Source organism: Micromonospora sp. NPDC049230 (assembly GCF_040647875.1).
Lineage (GTDB): Bacteria > Actinomycetota > Actinomycetes > Mycobacteriales > Micromonosporaceae > Micromonospora.
Genome location: NZ_JBEZCZ010000040.1, coordinates 34,560 through 52,211, shown reverse-complemented (window position 1 = coordinate 52,211; position 17,652 = coordinate 34,560). Strand labels below are relative to the sequence as shown.

Genomic DNA, 17,652 nt, shown 5'->3' with positions numbered 1-17,652 from the left:
GTTTCGACATGCTTCCAGTGCCCGAACACCGCGCCGGCGCGTCCTCGACGTGCCGGCCCGAGGGCACCGGGCCTGGGGAGGCCCCGGTGATCGGGCGGCACCACGAGGGTCTGCGGCCCTTGCTCCGCAGAGGTGCCGTCCGGTCATCCCGCCCCAGCGTCACCCATCCGACTCAACCGGCCCAGAGCGCGACCCGGTGATCCTCGTCCGTGACGTAGAACGGTCGCCCGTCCAACTCGGCCAGCCCCTCCACGTGGTGAAACGGCGCCAGATCCGCCACCGTCTCCCCGACCAGCCGGCACGCGTCGTCCGACCCGCCGCGCGGCAGCCGGAAGCGGACCTGCCGAGACGTGACGTCACCGCCGCCCGGATGGTCGTCGAGCAGCACGGATCCCTTGCCCAGCGCGTCGATCGAGCCGATCACTGCCGCGTACCCGCCGTCCGACGTCGGGGTGATCGCACGAAACCCGGTCAGCTTGCCCGCGGGGGTGACCCCGGTCAACGCGTACACCCGCAACGCCCGCGGCCACGCCGGCTCCGCCGTGAACATGTCCGGCACACCAGCCACCTCCACCAGGATCGGCTCGCCGGCCTCGGTGACCGGGAACCGCAGCCCGAGCAGCACCGTCGCGTCCGGGGTGAAGGCCGCAGCCTCCACGTTCACCGGCAGGTCGTCCGGGGCCAGCCGGCTCACCCAGCGCTTCTCCCGGGCGGTCCCCCTCGCCACCGTCTCGACGATGAACCGCGCCCGCACCCGTTTCCCCGGCGGCAACAGGGTCAGCGGCGAGCCGGCGAGAGCGTCGTTCACCGCCCGGTGCAGCCGGAACGAGTTGCGCACCACGTGCACCGGCACCGGGCTGGCCGCCGCGTCGTCCTCCCGGAAGCGGGCCACGAAGGCCCGCCGGGGGCGCAACGGGCCAGCCTTCGAGCCGAAGTGGGAGCCGAAGACGTACACCCAACCGTCGTGGTGGGCGAGCGCCTCACCATCCTCGGTCCGCCCGTTCTCCACGCCCGCGTCCGCCCGCACGTGCTCGGCCGTCCACTCGCCGTCGTCGCGTTCCAGCAGCAACACCAGGCACCGCTCCACCGGCCCCTCGTCCAGCACCGTCCAGAAGCCCCGCCGCGCACCGTACGCGCGCAGCAGCGCCGCCGACCGCACCGGCAGCAGATCACTGGCCTCGTTGCCGGCCACCACGAATTCGACGAGTCGCAGGGTCACCGCGCCAGCGTACGGAGCGCACGCTCGTACAGTGACAGGGTGCCCGACACCTCGCTCACCGCCCACCCGACCGACCCCGAGACGTACGCGCCGCTGCACTCCGACGCCGTCGCACTCCTCGAAGGCTGGCGGCCCACCAGCCCGGCGGCGGCCGCGGCGAGGGACCGGACCCTCGCGTTGCTCGACGCCGGGCCGATCGCGATGAGCCGGCAACACCGCCCCGGGCACATCACCGCGAGCACGCTGGTGCTGGACGCCACCGGCACACGGGTGTTGCTCTGTCTGCACATCAAGTTCGGGCGTTGGGTGCAGCTCGGCGGGCACTGCGAGCCGGTCGACCAGACCCTGGTGGCCGCCGCGCTTCGCGAGGCCACCGAGGAGTCCGGGATCGCCGACCTGCGCATCGACCCGGTGCCGATCGATGTCGACGTGCACGAGGTGCTCTGTCAGGGCGGCTCGCGTCACCACGACGTCCGGTTCGCCGTGGTGGCGCCGCCCGGTGCGGTGGAGCAGGTCAGCGACGAGGCCGAGGAGTTGGGCTGGTTCCCACCGGATCAGCTGCCCGAGCCGCTGGCCGGCGGGACCGCACACCTTGTCGCACCGGCCCTCGCAGCCCTCAGACGTAGCCCTCTTCGCCTCGCGCCTTGAGCTCGTCGACCAGGGCCTTGACGCCCTGGGCCCGGTCGCGTGGGCAGACCAGCACCGCGTCCGGGGTGTCCACCACGATCAGGTCACGCAGCCCGAGGACGGCCACCAGCCGACCGGACTGCGGCACCACCACCAGGTTGGCGCTGTCCCGCAGGAGCACACCGGGCTTGGCGTCGGTGCCGAGCACCACGTTGCCCGCCTCGTCGGCCGGCAGCACCTCACCGAGGGTGTGGAAGTCGCCGACGTCGTTCCAGCCGAAGTCACCAGGCACCGTCGCGACCCGACCCGCGGTGGCCGCGCCCTCCATCACCGCGTAGTCGACGGAGATCTTCGGCAGCGTCGGCCAGATCGCGCCGAGCACCTCGTCCTGCTCCGGGGTGCCCCAGGCGGCGGCGATCGCGGTGACGCCAGCGTGCAACGCCGGCTGCTGGCGGGCCAGCTCGGCGAGGAAGACGTCCACCCGCCACACGAACATGCTCGCGTTCCACAGGTACCGGCCCGAACGGACGTACGCCTCGGCCACCTCGGCGTCGGGCTTCTCCTTGAACTCGGTCACCGACCGCCACGGGGCGTCGCCGGTCTCCGCACCGGTCTCCAGGTAGCCGTAGCCGGTCTCCGCACGGGTCGGGGTGATCCCGACCGTCATCAGCTTCCCCTGCTCGGCCCCCCGGACCGCCTCCTGGACGGTACGAACCCAGCTCCCCGGGTCGCCGATCAGGTGGTCGGCCGCGAAGCTGCCCATCACCGCGTCCGGGTCGCGTACCGCGATCACCGCGGCGGCCAGCGCGATCGCCGCGCAGGAATCCCGTGGGGACGGCTCGACCAGGATGTTCTCCTCGGGCAGACCGGTCAGCTGCCGAGCCACCGCCGCGACGTGCGCCGCACCGGTGACCACAAGGGTCCGATCCGGTGTGGTCAGCGGCGCGAGCCGCTCCACGGTCGCCTGGAGGAGGGAGGAGCTGGTGCCGGTCAGCGGGTGGAGGAACTTGGGATGGCCGGCGCGGGACAACGGCCACAACCTCGTGCCGCTGCCACCTGCCGGAATGACCGCATAAAGCATCCGCACATCATGCCCGACGCACCTGCTGGCAGTGGCACGGGTCACCACCAGGGGCCCGGGGTCACGAACGGGCGCGACTCCAGGCGGTGATGTGCACCTCGGCGCTGGACTCCCAGGTGAACTCCTTGGCCCTGTCGAAACCGGCCTTCGCCAGCGACAACCGCCGCTGCTCGTCGTCGAGCAGCGCGGCCAGGTCGATGCCGATCTGCTCCGCGTCCTCCGAGGTGTACGCGACCGCGTCGCCGCCCACCTCGGGCAGCGAGAGCCGGGGCGTGGTCAGCACCGGGGCGGCGCACGCCATGGCCTCCAGGATCGGCAGCCCGAACCCCTCGCCGTAGGACGGATAGGCGGCGACGAGCGCGCCGCCGAGGAAACCGGGCAGGTCGGCGTAGCGCAGGTAGCCGGGGCGCAGCAGGCGCAGGTGCGACGGGACCTCGGCCACCGCCCGGTCGATGTCGTCGTCGTGCCCCTGGCCACCGGCGATCACCAGGGCCGGCGGGTCGACGCGGTCGGCCACCGCACGGGCCCAACCGCGGATCAGGTTGGGTACGTTCTTCCGCGGCTCCTTGGCCCCGAGGAACGCGACGTAGCTGCTGTTGCCCAGCCCCAGCCGGGCACGGACCCGGGCCTTCTCCTCCTCGGTGGGGGCGTGGAAGGCGGCCTGGTCGACACCGTGGTAGGCCACGTCGATCCGCGTCGGATCGGCGTCGAGCAGCCGGATCAGCTCGTCCCGGGTGGCCTTGCTGGGCACGATCACGCGGTCGGCGCGGCGCAGCGAGGTCTTGATGGCGCTGCGGAAGAACGTGCGGCGGGACTTGTCGTAGTGCTCCGGCTCGGTGAAGAACGTCGCGTCGTGCACTGTGACCGTGACCGGGCACCCGGCCCGCAGCGGGCAGGTGTAGAAGGGCGAGTGCAGCACGTCGGCGCCCACCTGCTGGGCGAGCAGCGGCAGGCCGGTCTGCTCCCACGCGAGCCGGGCCGGGCGGTGCGCCACGGCGGCCGGCGCCGGGATGATCTCCGCGCCGGGCAGCATCCGGGTGTAACGCTCCAGGTCGGTGCGGAGGCTGACCACCGCCAGATCCACCCCCGACCCGCACACCTTGCCGAGGGCACCGAGCAGACCATCGACATATCGACCGACACCACCACGGTCGGTGGGGACACTCGTGGCGTCGATGAGCACGCGGGGCGGGCGACCGGCGGTCACGGGGCGACTCCTTGCACTGGCGGGTCTGTGGGGAACAACACTCCGGGGGTCAAGCCTACGCCGGGACGCGGGGCCGACGCTGACTGCGACCCGACGGTACGCCGAGTTGTCATCGACATTCAGTACGGCCCGCACTGGCGTATCGTTCGCGCCGATGGCCGACAACATTGCCCGGGTGTTCGCCGACGCGATCGCGACCGACCCGACCCGACCGCTGCTCACCTGGTACGACGACGCCAGCGGTGACCGCACCGAACTCTCCGGCGCCACCCTGGCGAACTGGGTGGCGAAGACCGCCAACCTGCTCGTCGACGAGGTCGGCCTCGCACCCGGCACGCCGGCCGGTGTGCTGCTGCCGCCGCACTGGCAGACCGCGGCGGTGTTGCTGGGCTGCTGGTCGGCCAAGCTGAGCGTCGTCGACACACCGGCTGACGTGGACGTGCTCTTCGCCGCCGTCGACCGGCTGGACGAGGCCCAGTCCTGGCCGGCCGACGAACGTTACGCCCTCGGGTTGGCCCCGCTCGCCGTCCCGCTCCGGCAGGTGCCGCCCGGGTTCGCCGACTACGTGCTCGAGGTACGCCGGCACGGCGACCACTTCCACCCGCAGCCCGGTCCGGGCCCCACCGACGCGCACCTGCTGGCCCGCGCCGAGGCCCGCGCCACCGAGTTGGGCATCGAGCCTGGCGCGCGCGTTCTCATCGACGCCGGCCGCTACCCCGACCCGGTCGACTGGCTGCTGGCCCCCCTGACCCAAGCCGCGACAGTGGTCCTCAACGCCAACCTCGACCCGACCCGCCTAACCAACCGCCAAGCCAGCGAAAAGATCACCCAAACCCTCCAGTAACCCCCACCCCACCCCGCCCGCTGCCCGCCCCGCCCCGCCCCGCCCGCCCCGTCGATCATGGAGTTGTGGTGGGCAACTGCTGCGCCTATGCCCCTTTTGCGAGGCACCACAACTCCTTGATCGACGGGGCGGGGCGGACGGGCGGGGCGGGGCGGACGGGCCGGAGGGTGGGAGGGTGGGAGGGCGGGCGGCGGGGTTGGCGGGAGGGCGGGGTGTTAGGGGGTGGGGGTTCGGGACTTCGCCAGGGCCGCGAAGGCGGTCAGGGACTCGGGGTTGGCCAGAGCGCCCTTGGCCGCTGCCTCGTCGACCGGGGTGCCCGTCAGGATCTTCTTGACCGGGACCTCCAGCTTCTTCGCCGAGAGGGTGCGGGGCACCGCGCGTACCCGGTGGATCTCGTCGGGCACGTGCCGGGGGGACAGAGCGGTGCGCAGTTCACGGCTGATCTTGGCGCGCATCGGGTCGTCCAGTTCCAGGCCGTCCGCCAGCACCACGAAGAGCAGCAGCTCGCCGGCGCCGCCCTCGTCGTCCTCCAGGTGGACGACGACCGAGTCGAGCACCTCCTCCAGCCCCTCGACGACCGAGTAGAACTCGGCGGTGCCCAGCCGCACCCCGCCGCGGTTGAGGGTGGCGTCGGAGCGGCCGGTGATCACGCAGCCGCCCCGCTCGTTGATGGTGATCCAGTCGCCGTGCCGCCAGACGCCCGGGTAGACGTCGAAGTACGCCTCGAAGTAGCGGGAGCCGTCCGGGTCGTTCCAGAAGCCCACCGGCATGCTCGGCATCGGCTCGGTGATCACCAGCTCGCCCAGCTCGCCGATGACCGGCGTGCCGTCGGCGGAGCGGGCCTCCACCTTCGCGCCCAACGCGCGGCAGGCGATCTCACCCGCGTACACCGGCAGGAGCGGCACCCCGCCGACGAACCCGGTGCACACGTCGGTGCCGCCGGACAGCGACTGGAGCTGCACCTGGTCGCCGACGGTGTCGTACACCCAGTGAAAGCCCTCGGCGGGCAGCGGCGCGCCGGTGGAACCGACGCCGCGCAACGCGGACAGGTCGGCGATCTCGCGGGGCACCAGGCCAGCCTTGCGGCAGGCCAGCAGGAACGGCGCGGAGGTGCCGAAGTACGTGGTGCCGGTCTCGGCCGCCAGCCGCCACAGCTCACCCAGGTCGGGCTCGGCCGGCCGGCCGGGCTCCGCCCGAACCGCCGGGTTGCCGTCGAAGAGCACTATTGTCGCGCCCACGGCCGGACCGGAGACCAGGAAGTTCCACATCATCCAGCCGGTGGTGGTGAACCAGAAGAACCGGTCGGCCGGGCCCAGGTCGTGGTGCAGGGCGAGCATCTTCAGGTGCTCCAGCAGGATGCCCCCGTGGCCGTGCACGATCGGCTTGGGCAACCCGGTGGTGCCCGAGGAGTAGAGCACGTACAGCGGGTGGTCGAACGGCACCGGCGTGAACGTCAACGGCTCGTCGGTGGGCGCGGCCAACTCGGCCCAGCCCAGCGCGCCATCGGGCGCCGGGCCGGTCGGGTCGAGGTAGCCGATGGTGACGGTGTGCCGCAGCGACGGCAGGGCGGCCCGGATCGCGGCGACCTCGGCGCGCCGGTCCACCGCCTTGTCGCCGTACCGGTAGCCGTCGACGGCGACCAGGACTGTCGGCTCGATCTGCTGCCAGCGGTCGGTGACACTGCGGGTGCCGAACTCCGGCGCGCAGGACGAGAAGATCGCCCCCAGGCTGGCAGTGGCCAGCAGCAGGACGTACGTCTCGGCGATGTTCGGGGCGTACGCCGCCACCCGGTCACCTGCGGTGACGCCGAGCCGACGCAGCCCGGCCGACACCCGGCGGACCTGCTCGCGCAGCTCCCCCGCGGTCAGCGTGACCGGCGCGCGGGTCTGCCCGTGCGCGAGCACCACGGGGTCGTCGTCGGCGTGCCCCGGCATCCGCAGCACGTTCTGCGCGTAGTTGAGCGTGGCTCCGGGGAACCAGCGCGCCCCGGGCATCCCCCGCTCGGCGAGGGTGGCGGTCGGCGGGGTGTGCGCGACCACCTCGAAGTGGTCCCAGATCGAGCGCCAGAACCCGTCCAGGTCGGTGACCGACCAGCGCCACAGCGCGTCGTAGTCGGCGAAGTCCAGCCCGCGGTGCTCCCGCAGCCAGCGCAGGTAGCCGCCGATCCGGGACCGCTCGCGTACGTCCGCCGGCGGCGTCCACAGCACGTCACCCACTGTTCCACCCTCCCCCGGCCCGGCACGACACTGTGCGTGGCCGTGGCGCCATCTTGCCCTACCTCGAAGCGCCATTCTGCGCACCGGGTACGGCAACCGATGCGTGCCCGCCCCACACTCCAGCCCGGTACCTCGTGTGGGTCAGCCGGCGCGGTGGGCCTGGATGGCGCGACGGCGGGCGAGGCGGTGCGCGCGACGGATCTCGGCCTCCCGGTACCGGCGCTCGTCCTCCGCCGTCTCCGGCAGCACCGGACGGACCACCCGCGGGGCCCCGCCGACGTCCACACCGACGAAGACCAGGTACGCGGTAGCCACCCGGACCGGCGCGTCCTCGGCCGAGTCCCAGCGTTCGGCGACCACCCGCACGCCCACCTCCATCGAGGTCTGGCCGGTCCAGTTCACCTGCGCGTGCGCGTGCACCAGGTCGCCGACCCGGACCGCCTCGGAGAAGACGATCTCGTCGATCGCCGCGGTCACTGCCGTCCCGCCGCTGTGCCGGGCGGCCGCGGCCCCCGCCACGTCGTCGACGAACTTCATCAGAACCCCGCCGTGCACCGTGCCGTAGAGGTTCACGTCCACGGCAGTCATGATCTTGCTCAGCGTGACGCGCGAGTACGACGTCGGCTTGCCGATCGGTGCGGCGGAGAGGTGCTCAGTCATGTCGAAAACGGTACGGTGCGCGGATGCGACATCTCTGGAGCTTCCTCGCCGGGTTGGTGGTGGCGCCCATCACCTGGGTGCTCGTCACACTGGGGCAGGACGGGTCGAGCCGGACGGTCGACCGCTGGGTGGAGACCGGCACGTTCAACACCGCCAACCTGATCGAGCCAGCCGTGTACCTCGGTGTCGGCGGCGTCCTGCTGGGCCTGCTCGGCACGCTGCGCTTCTCGCCGCTCGGTCCGCTGGTGGCCGGGTTGCTGCTGGTCACCCCGTACGTCGGGATGTTCGTGGCGCCCTTCACCGTCCGGGACGCGATCCCGCACGGGTGGAAGGTGGCCGGCGATCCGTTGCCGTTGCGGCTGCCCGTGGAGAACGGCACCCTCTTCCTGATCGGCCTGCTGTTGCTGATGGCCACCTTCAGCGTGCAGCGGTGGCGGCAGTGGCCGCGCCCGGCCACCGAGTCGGCCGTGACGCCGGTCCCCGCGCCGGAGACCGCTCCCCGCAACGACGACTTCACGTTGACCGACTGGCCGTCCCCCGCGCCCGCGGAACGCGACACCGCGCCGCTCACTCTGGGTTACCCGGCCGACTCGACGCCGACCGAGCCGTTGCCGCGCCGGGTGGGTGGCGAGTCACCCTGGTCCGCCCCGCCGCGCGGCCAACCGCGCCCGGAGGACAACACCACGGAGATCCGCTGATCGCCGGGCGGGCCGGGCAACCGGCCCGCCCGCTCGTCTAGTACAGGGCGACCGGCCGCCCGCTCGTCTCTAGTGCAGGGCGACCGCCAGGTCGGGGTCGACAGCGGCGAGGCCGGCGCGGGGCACGACGAGGAGCATGACCGTCAGCGCGGCGGCCATGCCACCGGCGATGACGACAGCCATCGGTACGCTCCCGGTGCCGAACAGGCCCGCCAGGGGTGCCGAGAGCGCGCCGACACCGAACTGCACCGCGCCGAGCAGCGCCGCGGCGGTGCCCGCGGCCTCGCTGTGTCGGCTCATGGCCAGCGCCGGCGCGTTGGGCAGGGCCAGGCCCGCCGCGGCCAGCACCAGCCACAGTGCCGCGAGCAGGGTGCCCAGGCCACCGAAGCCGGTCGCCGCGAACAGGACGAGCAGCAGCCCCGCCGCAGTGCCGGCGAGCAGGGCGCTGACCAGGATCCGCTGCGGGCTGTAGCGGCGCAGCAACCGGACGTTGAACTGGGTGGCCCCGATCAGCCCGACGGCCCCGGCACCGAAGGCCAGGCCGAACTGCTGCTCGTCGAGGCCGTACTCCCGCTGGAGCACGAACGACGACCCGGAGACGTACGCGAACAGGGCCGCCATCGCCAGCCCGGCGACAAGCACCAGACCGACGAACGCCCGGTCGTTGAGCAGCCCCCGGTAGTCGCGCAGGGTGGCAGCGACTCCCCCGTGTCGACGACGCGTCACCGGGAGGGTCTCCGGGAGCCGGAGCGCGGCCACGACGATCAGCAACGCGCCGAGCACCGCCAGCGCCGCGAAGACACCCCGCCAGTCGGTCCAGCTCAGCAGGCCGCTGCCCAGGGTCGGCGCGAGGATGGGCGCCAGGCCCATGACGAGCATCAGCCGGGAGAAGATCCGGGCGAAGGAGGCACCGCTGAACAGGTCGCGGACGACGGCGGTCGCGACGACCGTGGCGGCCGCGACGCCCAGCCCCTGTAGGACGCGCAGCGCGCCGAGCACGGCGATGGTGGGTGCGAAGACGCACAGCACGGATGCCACGATGTGCGCGGCCAGCCCGGCCAGCAGCGGCAGACGCCGGCCGACCACGTCGGAGAGCGGCCCGACCAGCAACTGACCCAACGCGAGGCCGACGAGCGTGCCGGTCAGTGTCAACTGCACAGCCGTCTCGGTGGTCTGCAACCCTGCCGTGATGGCGGGCAGCGCGGGCAGGTACATGTCGATGGTCAACGGCCCGATGGCGATCAACGCGCCCAGCACGAGGACGAGTTGCGCCCGCTGACGGTTGGTCATCAGGTCACCGGGCAGCATGTCCTCGGTCGTACCCGGGTTGTCCGCGCGGGTGCCGGCTCCGGTCTTGTCCACCAACTGCGTCATCATCTCGATCTCTCTGCGGAAGCCTGTGCGTCGTCACGTCGTTCAGCGCGTCCACAGGTGCGGGGCACGATGTCCGGGGTGGCCGGACGAGTCGCTCACCCGGTGGTGATCCCGTCGCTCGCCAACGTCCGGAAGCCGTACGACGTTCCCGCTGTGGGGGGAGTCACGCCGGGTTGGTCCGCCCCGGACGCGGGTCGTGTAGTGACCGGGGTCACAGTCGCGGCAGAACCGGGATGGAGGTCCGCGTCGTCTTGCCTGTCGTGAGACGAAGTCTGGACGGCCTCGACGAGGCCGAGTTGCTCCGCCGCGTCGGCCGCGGCGACAGGCGTGCCTTCGACGCCCTGTACCGGCGTACCGCGCCGTGGTTGACCGCGCGGCTGCGGCGGCGCTGCGCCGACGAGGACGTGGTGGCCGAGGTGTTGCAGGAGACGTACCTGGCGGTGTGGCGGTCGGCCGGCAGCCAGGCGCAGTCCGCAGGCTCCGGCAGCGCGGTGGGCTGGTTGTGGACGATCGCCGCCCACCGGCTGATCGACGCGTTCCGCCACCGGGCCCGAAGAGAACGGATCCCGTCGGTGCAGACCTACGAGACAGTGGCTCCGGCGGCCGAGGAAGAGGCGCTGGCCGCCGGGTTGGACGCCAACCTGGAGCGGGCCCTACAGGCCCTGCCGGCGGAGTTGCGTCAGGTGCTGCGCGCGATGGTCCTCGACGGACTGACAGTGCGGGAGACCTCACTGCTGCTCGGCATGCCGGAAGGAACAGTGAAGACCCGCGCGCGGCGGGCCCGAATCGCGCTGCGGGAGGCGCTGTCATGACCACTCATCCCACCCCCACTCTGATCTCCGCGTACGCCTCGGGCGGGCACGGCGTCGACGACACGACCATCTGGGCGGTCGAGGCGCATCTGGAGTCCTGCGCCGCCTGCCGGGCGGTCCTGGCCGACACCGCCGACACCGCCACCCGCGACCTGCTGGACCGGGTGGCCGACGTCGTCGCCACCGGAATCGCCACCGGCCCCGCTCCGGTGCGTCGGCGGCGACTGCGGCGGACCGGGGTCGCCGCCCGGATCCTGCCGTGGCTGGCCACCGCCGCCGGCATGATGCTGGCCGCGGTGCTCTTCGAGACGACCTTCGACAACCTGCCGTCGCTGGTGCTGCTCGTCGCGCCGATGGCGCCGCTGCTGCCGGTGGCCGCGCTCTGGAGCCGGCGACTCGACCCGGCCTGGGAGCTGACGGCCACCATGCCGCGTGCCGGGTTGGCGCTGCTGCTGCGCCGCACGTTGGCGGTCCTGGTGTCGGTCATCCCGGTGCTGGCCGTGGCGGGCTGGGGCACCGGGCACTCCCCGGGTCTCTGGCTGCTGCCAGCGCTCGGCTTCACCGCCGGCGCCCTGGCGCTGGGCGGGCTGGTGGGGGTGGACCGCGCCGCCGCCGTACTGGCCCTCATCTGGTCCGCGGGTGTCGTGGCGCCGAGTCTGGCCGGCGGGCGACTCCCGGCCGTCCTCGCGGACAGCAGCTCGCCCTGGTGGGCCGCGAGCACCGTGGCGCTGGTGGCCGTGCTGCTCGTCCGGGCCCGACGGCGTCCGTTCGGAGGACTTTCCCGCACCTCGTGACGGATGACAACACGAACCACGAACCGAAGGAGAAGTAATGATGCGTATGGTCAGCGTGGCGGAGACCACGCCGTCCACCCATCCGTGGGCGGTACACACCGAGAAGTTGCAGGTCCGCGCCGGCAGGCACCTGGCGGTCAACGGGCTGGACCTGGCGTTGGGCACCGGCGTGCACGGGTTGCTCGGCCCCAACGGCGCCGGCAAGACGACGTTGATGCGCGCACTCGCCACAGTGGTGAAACCCGCCGACGGCCGGCTGCGCCTGCTCGGCGAGGACATCACCGCCAAAGCGGACCTCCGTCGGGTACGCCGTGGCCTGGGCTACCTGCCGCAGCACTTCGGCTTCTACCCGCGCTTCACGGTCCGGGAGTTCGTCGAATACATGGCCTGGCTCAAGGAGATGCCGAAGACGGTCATCCCGGGGGCTGTGCAACGGGCTGTCGAACGGGTCGGCCTCGCCGATCGCGCCGACTCCCGGATGAAGACGCTCTCCGGCGGGATGCTGCGCCGTGCCGGCATCGCCCAGGCGATCGTCAACGACCCGGAGGTGCTGCTGCTCGACGAGCCGACTGTCGGCCTGGACCCGGAGCAGCGCCTCGACTTCCGCGAGCTGTTGCGCGAGATCGGTCTGGACAGCTGCGTGCTCGTCTCCACCCACCTGGTCGAGGACGTCGCGGTGGCCTGCACCGACGTGGTGCTCGTCCACGAGGGTCGCCTCGTGTGGCAGGGCACCACGGGGCAGTTGGCCCAGCAGGGCGGCGCCGGCGACGCGGGCGACAGCGCCACCGAACGCGGCTACTCGGCGCTGCTGCGCTCCCACCGTGAGCAGGTGCCGGCATGATCGCGCGCATCCTCCGCATCGAGCTACGCCGGTCGGCTGCCCTGGGCGTCGCACTGCTGTTACTGGTTACCGGCGTGCCGTTGCTGCTGACCTCCACCACGTTCTTCGCCGGCCGGTGGATGCAACTGGCGGTCATCGCACGGTCGATTCTTGTGGTGCTGCTGCCGCTGGCGCTCGCCGGCGGGGCGTTGCTGGGCCGGCGCGACGCCCGTCACCGGGTTGACGAGTTGTTCACCAGCACCGCCCGCCCCCGGTGGCACCGCACCACGCTGACCGCCAGCGCGCTCGCGATCACCGTGGTGGCCGCGTACACCCTGCTGTGCCTCATCGCGGCGGGATGGGTGGCGCCGACGGCGCACTACTTCCCGAGCGCCGCCGTCGTCGTCGCCGCCGTCGGTGTTCCGGCACTCATCGCCGCCGGCTGGCTGGGCATGGCCGCCGGCCGGGCCGTGCCCCGGGTGATCACCGCACCCGTCGTCGCGGTGGCCGGGTTCGCCGTGCTCGGGCTCCTCCCCGAGCTCATGGCGCAGCCCGCTCCCGACGCGCCGGTCTTCCTCCCCGAACCCTCGGCGCTGCTGCTCGTCCCGGTCATCAGCGGACTCGACGACTTCCAGACGATCATGCCGCGGGTGAGCGCGCTCCAGGCGCTGTGGCTGGTGGCGCTCGCCGCCACCGGACTGCTGCTGTTGGGCACGGTCCGCCGCCGCGCCACCGCGCTGGCCGTACTCCCGGCGGTGCTCGGCGCCGCGGTGGCCGTGCCGCTGCTGCCCGTCGGCGGTACGCGCGGGGCGGCGGTCGTCGACCCGGTCGCCATCGAGCTGGTCTGTGACAACGCCGGCCCGCAGGTCTGCGTGACGCGGGTACACGCCGAGCTGCTGCCCGACGTCGTCGGCCCGGCACGCCAAGCCCTCGCCATGATGGCGGCCAAGTTGCCCAACGCACCGGTGCGGGCGGTGCAGACCCAGCAGGTCACCTACTGGGCACGGCTGGATCCGAACGCGGCACCGGCACCGCACTCCACCGACACCGTCGTCTTCGACACCCCCACGATCGACCGCCTCGGGCACGCCGACATGTCCGGCGACTACTTCCTGCCGTCCCTGCTGGAGGCCGCCTGGCAGCAGGAGTGCGCCGACCAGTCGGTTCTGGGCGACGAGTACCGGGCCCGGATCGTCGCCGCCGCCTGGCTGACCGGCCGACCACCGGCTCCGCAACCCGGCTGGGGCCCCACGGAGATGGAGGGGCTGGTGCGCGCGTACCAGGCGCTGGTCAGTCTCCCGGAGGCCGAGCAACGGCGTCGGATGGGAGCGGCACGCGAGGCGGCGCTGGCCTGCCAGGGCGACGGCCTCGCGGCGGTCATGCCCGAGGAGCAGCGGTGAGGTGGCTCCAGCTCTACCTCCGCTCCCGGCGGGTCCCTCTCGCGCTGACCACCGCGACCGCGTTGATCGCTGTGGCGTGGGCCCTGTCGCTGGCCTACACCGACGCGACGACCATCAACACCCGGACGGTCAGCCTCGTCATCATGCTGGCGGTGGTCGCGGCCGGCACCACCCTCAGCGGCGCCGACGACGCCCTCGACCGCACGGCGGCGGCCAACTGGCCGGTACGACGTGCCGGGCACCTGCTGCTCGCCGTCGCCACGATCACCGCCCTGCTCACCCTCAGCACGGTCAGCGACGCGCGCTTCGAACCGTTCGCCCTGGTGTTGCGCAACATCACGGGGCTGCTCGGGCTCACCGCCCTCGGTGCCGCCCTGTTCGGTGCCGCCCTGTCGTGGATCTCCCCGCTGACCTGGACCCTCGTCGCGGTCATGCCGTTCGTGGGCCCCAGCAGGGACCTGCGGATGCAGGTCGCCGGCTGGCTGGTTCAGCCCGCCGGCACCACCGCCGCCACGGTCTGCGCCGCCACCCTGGCGGTGGCCGGCCTGCTCGCGTACAGCCTGCGGGGTTGCCCCCTGCGACCCGCCAGCGAAACCGGACCTGACAGGTAGCAGACCTCGGTGGTGCCGTCGACGTGCCCGCGCTGGTCGTCGAGGGGCGTACGAACTCCGCGGTCGCTGCCGCGCCTCACCTTGCCGAGAGGACCGTCGACAAGAACGTCAGCAGCATCGTCACCAGCTCGGCCGCCCCCGTCCGATGACCCGCACCGGCGCGTCCTCGCCGCCCTGGCGTTTCCCCACAACCCGCGTTTCGCACGCCCCCGTCATCCAGCAACCGGTCGGCTGGTCGGCGTCACCACTCGGTGCGTTTCGTGCCGACCAACCGCCCCCGTATCGGTTGGTAGAAGAATCACGGACCGCCCATGCCGAATCCTTCCCGTATTCTTCCCATCACCGAAACACGTCAGTTCGACAGCCGTGGGCACCGGGAAGGTCGTGGTGGAGCTTCGGGTCCTGGGCCCGGTCGAGGTGTGGAACCGCGGCGTTTCGCTCCAGTTCGCTCGGCGTCAGCAACGGGTGCTCCTGGGCATCCTCGCGCTGGAGGCGAACCAACTGGTCACCGGCGACCGGCTGGTCGACCTCCTCTGGGGTGAGCGACCGCCCAGGCGGGCACGGGCGGTGCTCCAGACCCGGCTGTCCGAGGTCCGCGCGATCCTCGACCTGGCCGAGCAACCCGATCCGGCCGTGCTGTTGGAAACCACGGGCGGTGGTTACCTCCTGCGGGTGTCACCCGAGCAGGTCGACGCCCAGCTATTCAAAGCCCTGGTCAGCGATCAGCGGACGCGGGGCTCCGACGACGAGGCACGGTCGATTCTCCGGTCGGCGCTGGCCCTCTGGCGCGGGCCGGTCCTCGGCGGGTGGCTGCCGGACGAGGGGCAGGCGGACCTGACCCGGGGCCTGGACGCGTTGCGCCTGACCGCGACCGAGGACCTCTTCGACGTCGAGCTCCGGCTCGGCAACCACCGGGACATCGTCGACGAGGTCGTCGAGTTGGCCGGCCGGCACCCGACCCGGGAGCGGCTGGCCGGCCAGATGATGCGAGCCCTCACCCGGTCGGGACGGGGCCCTGAGGCGCTGACGTCGTTCGACAGGTGGCGGCGGTGGTTGCGGGACGAGTTGGGCACCGACCCGTCCGCCGAGCTACAGGCGATCCACCTCGCCGTGCTGCGGGGCGTCGCCGATCAGCCGGACACCGACGGCAGCGGGACGGCGGTGGTCTCCACCCAGCCGCCGCACCCTCCGGACGGGCAGCAACGCGGCTCTCCAGCCGGGTTCCAACTCAGCACGCCGCGGCACCTGCCCGCCGACATCGCCGACTTCTCCGGGCGGCAGCCGGAGCTGGCCAGGATCGAGAAGATCCTGCTCCGTCCGGGCACCGGCGCCCGGATCGCTGTGGTCTCGGGGCCTGCCGGTGTCGGCAAGACCGCGTTCTCCATCCACGTCGCGCACCGGCTGGCCGGCTCCTTTCCGGACGGACAGCTCTACGTCAACCTGCGCGGTGCGGACAGCGACCGGGGCCTGACCCCGTACGAGGTGCTGGGTCGGTTCCTTCGCGCCCTCGGCGTCGACGGGCTGCACCTGCCCGCGACGCTGGACGAGCGGACGGACCTCTATCGGGACCTGCTCGCCGATCGGCGGCTGTTGGTCCTGTTGGACAATGCGGCCGCTGACGACCAGTTGTCGGCCCTCATCCCCGGCGGCACGTCGTGCGGAGTCCTGGTCACCAGCCGTGCCCGGCTGGGTGCCATCCTCGGCGCACAGACCGTGGCGCTCGCGGTGATGGACGCGACGGATGCGGCGCTCCTGCTGTCCCGGATCGCCGGCCCGGGCGCGGTGCTCGACGAGGCGTCCGCAACCGCCCTGCTCAGCCGCTGTGCGTACCTGCCGCTGGCGATCCGGATCGTCGGCGCGAAACTGGCCGCGAAACCGCACTGGACCGTCGACCGGCTCGTGCAGTTGCTCGACGACGAGCGCCGCCGACTGGACCGGCTCTCGCACGGTCACCTCGACGTCCGTGCCAGCCTCGCACTCAGCTACCAGGTGCTGAGCCCGGCGGCGCGCACGCTGCTGCGCCGACTCGGCGACATCGAGATCGCCGAGGTCAGCGACTGGCTCGCCGCCGCGCTGCTCGACACGACCGCCGATCGGGCACAGGAGTTGCTGGAGCAGCTCATCGACGCCCAACTGCTGGACTTCTCCGGCCACTACCCGGCCGGTCAGCCGCGCTACCGCCTGCACGACCTCGTGCGCCTCTTCGGCAGGGAACGGGCGTTGTCGGAAGCCAGTCCCGGGGAGCTGGGCGCGGCACGTGGCCGGGCCTTCGGTGCCGCCCTGAGCATCATCGAGCGGCTCCTGCACGCGCTGTACGGCGGCCGCACCCTCACCATGCGGGGTGGGACTCCACGATGGGAGGTCGACGAGCTTCTCGTCGGGTCGTCGGCGACCGACCTGCTCGGATGGTTCGACGTGGAACGCCCCACCATCGTGTCGCTCGTCAAACGTGCGGCTCGGGACGGGCTTGGCGAAACGGCCTGGGATCTCGCCTGCGCCGCGTCCCCGCTGTTTCCGATGCGCCGGCAGTACGACGACTGGCAGCACGTCCTCGATGTCGCCTGGGAGAGCGCACTGGCGACGAACGACATCCGGGGACAGGCGGCGATTTCCTACCGACTGGGGATGGTGACAGTCGACCGCCAGGAATTCGACAGGGCCGATGAACACTTCCAGCGAGCCAGGCGAATCTTCGACAAGATGGATGACCCGTACGGTGTTGCGGTCGTGGATGCGTACCTCGCCATGGTGTCGCGTTTCCGGGGTCAGCCGGGCGCCGCGCTGCGACGGTACTCGTCGGCGCTGACCGTCCTGCGGGACACCGACGTCGGCGGTGCCGCCTTCGTCCTGCGGGGCATGGGGCAGGCCCACCTGGATCTTGGCGACCAGGAGGGCGCCAAGGCGCACCTCGATGAGTCAATCGCGTTGTACGACACGATCGGCTCCCCGCCGATGGGACGCGGGCAAGCGCTGTTCTGGCAGGGTATGCGCCTCCTGGCGGCGGGCCGACACGATCAGGCGGCCCCGCTGTTCGACCACGTCCTGACGATCACCGCCGTGCTGGGAGACCGGCACGGGCAGGCCCAGGCGCTGCGCGGACTCGGCATCTGCCAGCACCGGGCGGGCCGGATCCCGCAGGCGCGGGCGACGCTCGACGAGGCACTGCGGCTGGTCCGACAACCAACACCCACGATCGTGGAATCGTTTGTGCGTCGAACCGTCCGCGACCTCTTCGGCGATGATTGTTGATCGTCAAGGATAAATGCCCACACGGCGGAGGACCCCGACG

General features: G+C 72.2%; 15 protein-coding genes. 9 read left to right on the top strand and 6 right to left on the bottom strand.

Going from position 1 to position 17,652, the window contains the following annotated elements; genetic code table 11:
* Positions 1–172 precede the first annotated feature (172 nt).
* The gene (locus tag AB0A95_RS27430) at positions 173–1,219 is read right to left on the bottom strand and encodes a hypothetical protein (RefSeq protein ID WP_357558617.1); all 1,047 of its coding nucleotides are present in this window, start codon (positions 1,217–1,219) and stop codon (positions 173–175) included.
* Between the two features lie 39 nt (positions 1,220–1,258).
* Here AB0A95_RS27430 and AB0A95_RS27425 point away from each other — a divergent pair, with 39 nt between their 5' ends.
* Entirely contained in the window at positions 1,259–1,867 is a 609-nt protein-coding gene (locus tag AB0A95_RS27425; RefSeq protein WP_357558616.1) for an NUDIX domain-containing protein, read from the top strand.
* Here the strand turns inward: AB0A95_RS27425 and AB0A95_RS27420 are convergent.
* Both AB0A95_RS27420 and AB0A95_RS27415 read right to left on the bottom strand, forming a co-directional pair.
* Complete coding sequence (locus tag AB0A95_RS27420; protein WP_357558615.1) at positions 1,836–2,927, bottom strand: sugar phosphate nucleotidyltransferase; 1,092 nt, start codon at positions 2,925–2,927, stop codon at positions 1,836–1,838. The two genes, AB0A95_RS27425 and AB0A95_RS27420, sit on opposite strands and share 32 nt — an antisense overlap.
* A gap of 61 nt (positions 2,928–2,988) precedes the next feature.
* Positions 2,989–4,134, bottom strand: coding sequence for a glycosyltransferase family 1 protein (locus AB0A95_RS27415; protein ID WP_357558614.1), 1,146 nt, complete (start codon positions 4,132–4,134; stop codon positions 2,989–2,991).
* 154 nt (positions 4,135–4,288) lie between these two features.
* On the opposite strand from AB0A95_RS27415, the gene AB0A95_RS27410 reads away from it, so the two are divergent.
* The gene (locus tag AB0A95_RS27410) at positions 4,289–4,978 is read left to right on the top strand and encodes a TIGR03089 family protein (protein ID WP_357558613.1); all 690 of its coding nucleotides are present in this window, start codon (positions 4,289–4,291) and stop codon (positions 4,976–4,978) included.
* Positions 4,979–5,193: 215 nt separating this feature from the next.
* Here the strand turns inward: AB0A95_RS27410 and AB0A95_RS27405 are convergent, their stop codons facing one another.
* Together AB0A95_RS27405 and AB0A95_RS27400 are read right to left on the bottom strand one after the other, a co-directional pair.
* The gene (locus AB0A95_RS27405; protein ID WP_357558612.1) at positions 5,194–7,194 is read right to left on the bottom strand and encodes an acetoacetate--CoA ligase; all 2,001 of its coding nucleotides are present in this window, start codon (positions 7,192–7,194) and stop codon (positions 5,194–5,196) included.
* A 141-nt stretch (positions 7,195–7,335) separates the two neighbouring features.
* Complete coding sequence (locus AB0A95_RS27400) at positions 7,336–7,854, bottom strand: hotdog domain-containing protein (protein ID WP_357558611.1); 519 nt, start codon at positions 7,852–7,854, stop codon at positions 7,336–7,338.
* Positions 7,855–7,877: 23 nt separating this feature from the next.
* Between AB0A95_RS27400 and AB0A95_RS27395 the strand changes: the two genes are divergently transcribed.
* The gene (locus tag AB0A95_RS27395) at positions 7,878–8,552 is read left to right on the top strand and encodes a hypothetical protein (RefSeq protein ID WP_357558610.1); all 675 of its coding nucleotides are present in this window, start codon (positions 7,878–7,880) and stop codon (positions 8,550–8,552) included.
* A gap of 69 nt (positions 8,553–8,621) precedes the next feature.
* On the opposite strand, the gene AB0A95_RS27390 is transcribed toward AB0A95_RS27395, so the two are convergent.
* Positions 8,622–9,842, bottom strand: a complete 1,221-nt coding sequence (locus tag AB0A95_RS27390; protein WP_357558636.1) for a multidrug effflux MFS transporter — start codon at positions 9,840–9,842, stop codon at positions 8,622–8,624.
* Between the two features lie 317 nt (positions 9,843–10,159).
* Between AB0A95_RS27390 and AB0A95_RS27385 the strand changes: the two genes are divergently transcribed.
* The 6 genes from AB0A95_RS27385 to AB0A95_RS27360 all read left to right on the top strand — a co-directional run bounded on the left by AB0A95_RS27385 (position 10,160) and on the right by AB0A95_RS27360 (position 17,612).
* Complete coding sequence (locus tag AB0A95_RS27385) at positions 10,160–10,738, top strand: RNA polymerase sigma factor (protein ID WP_357558609.1); 579 nt, start codon at positions 10,160–10,162, stop codon at positions 10,736–10,738.
* Entirely contained in the window at positions 10,735–11,532 is a 798-nt protein-coding gene (locus AB0A95_RS27380; RefSeq protein ID WP_357558608.1) for a hypothetical protein, read from the top strand. The genes AB0A95_RS27385 and AB0A95_RS27380 overlap by 4 nt, the downstream gene beginning before the upstream one ends.
* Positions 11,533–11,572: 40 nt before the next feature.
* On the top strand, positions 11,573–12,373 hold the full coding sequence (locus AB0A95_RS27375; RefSeq protein ID WP_357558635.1) for an ABC transporter ATP-binding protein: 801 nt from the start codon (positions 11,573–11,575) through the stop codon (positions 12,371–12,373).
* On the top strand, positions 12,370–13,752 hold the full coding sequence (locus AB0A95_RS27370; RefSeq protein WP_357558607.1) for a hypothetical protein: 1,383 nt from the start codon (positions 12,370–12,372) through the stop codon (positions 13,750–13,752). The genes AB0A95_RS27375 and AB0A95_RS27370 overlap by 4 nt, the downstream gene beginning before the upstream one ends.
* Positions 13,749–14,363, top strand: a complete 615-nt coding sequence (locus AB0A95_RS27365) for a hypothetical protein (protein ID WP_357558606.1) — start codon at positions 13,749–13,751, stop codon at positions 14,361–14,363. The genes AB0A95_RS27370 and AB0A95_RS27365 overlap by 4 nt, the downstream gene beginning before the upstream one ends.
* 387 nt (positions 14,364–14,750) lie before the next feature.
* Positions 14,751–17,612, top strand: coding sequence for a BTAD domain-containing putative transcriptional regulator (locus AB0A95_RS27360; RefSeq protein WP_357558605.1), 2,862 nt, complete (start codon positions 14,751–14,753; stop codon positions 17,610–17,612).
* The last annotated feature ends 40 nt before the right edge of the window (positions 17,613–17,652 follow it).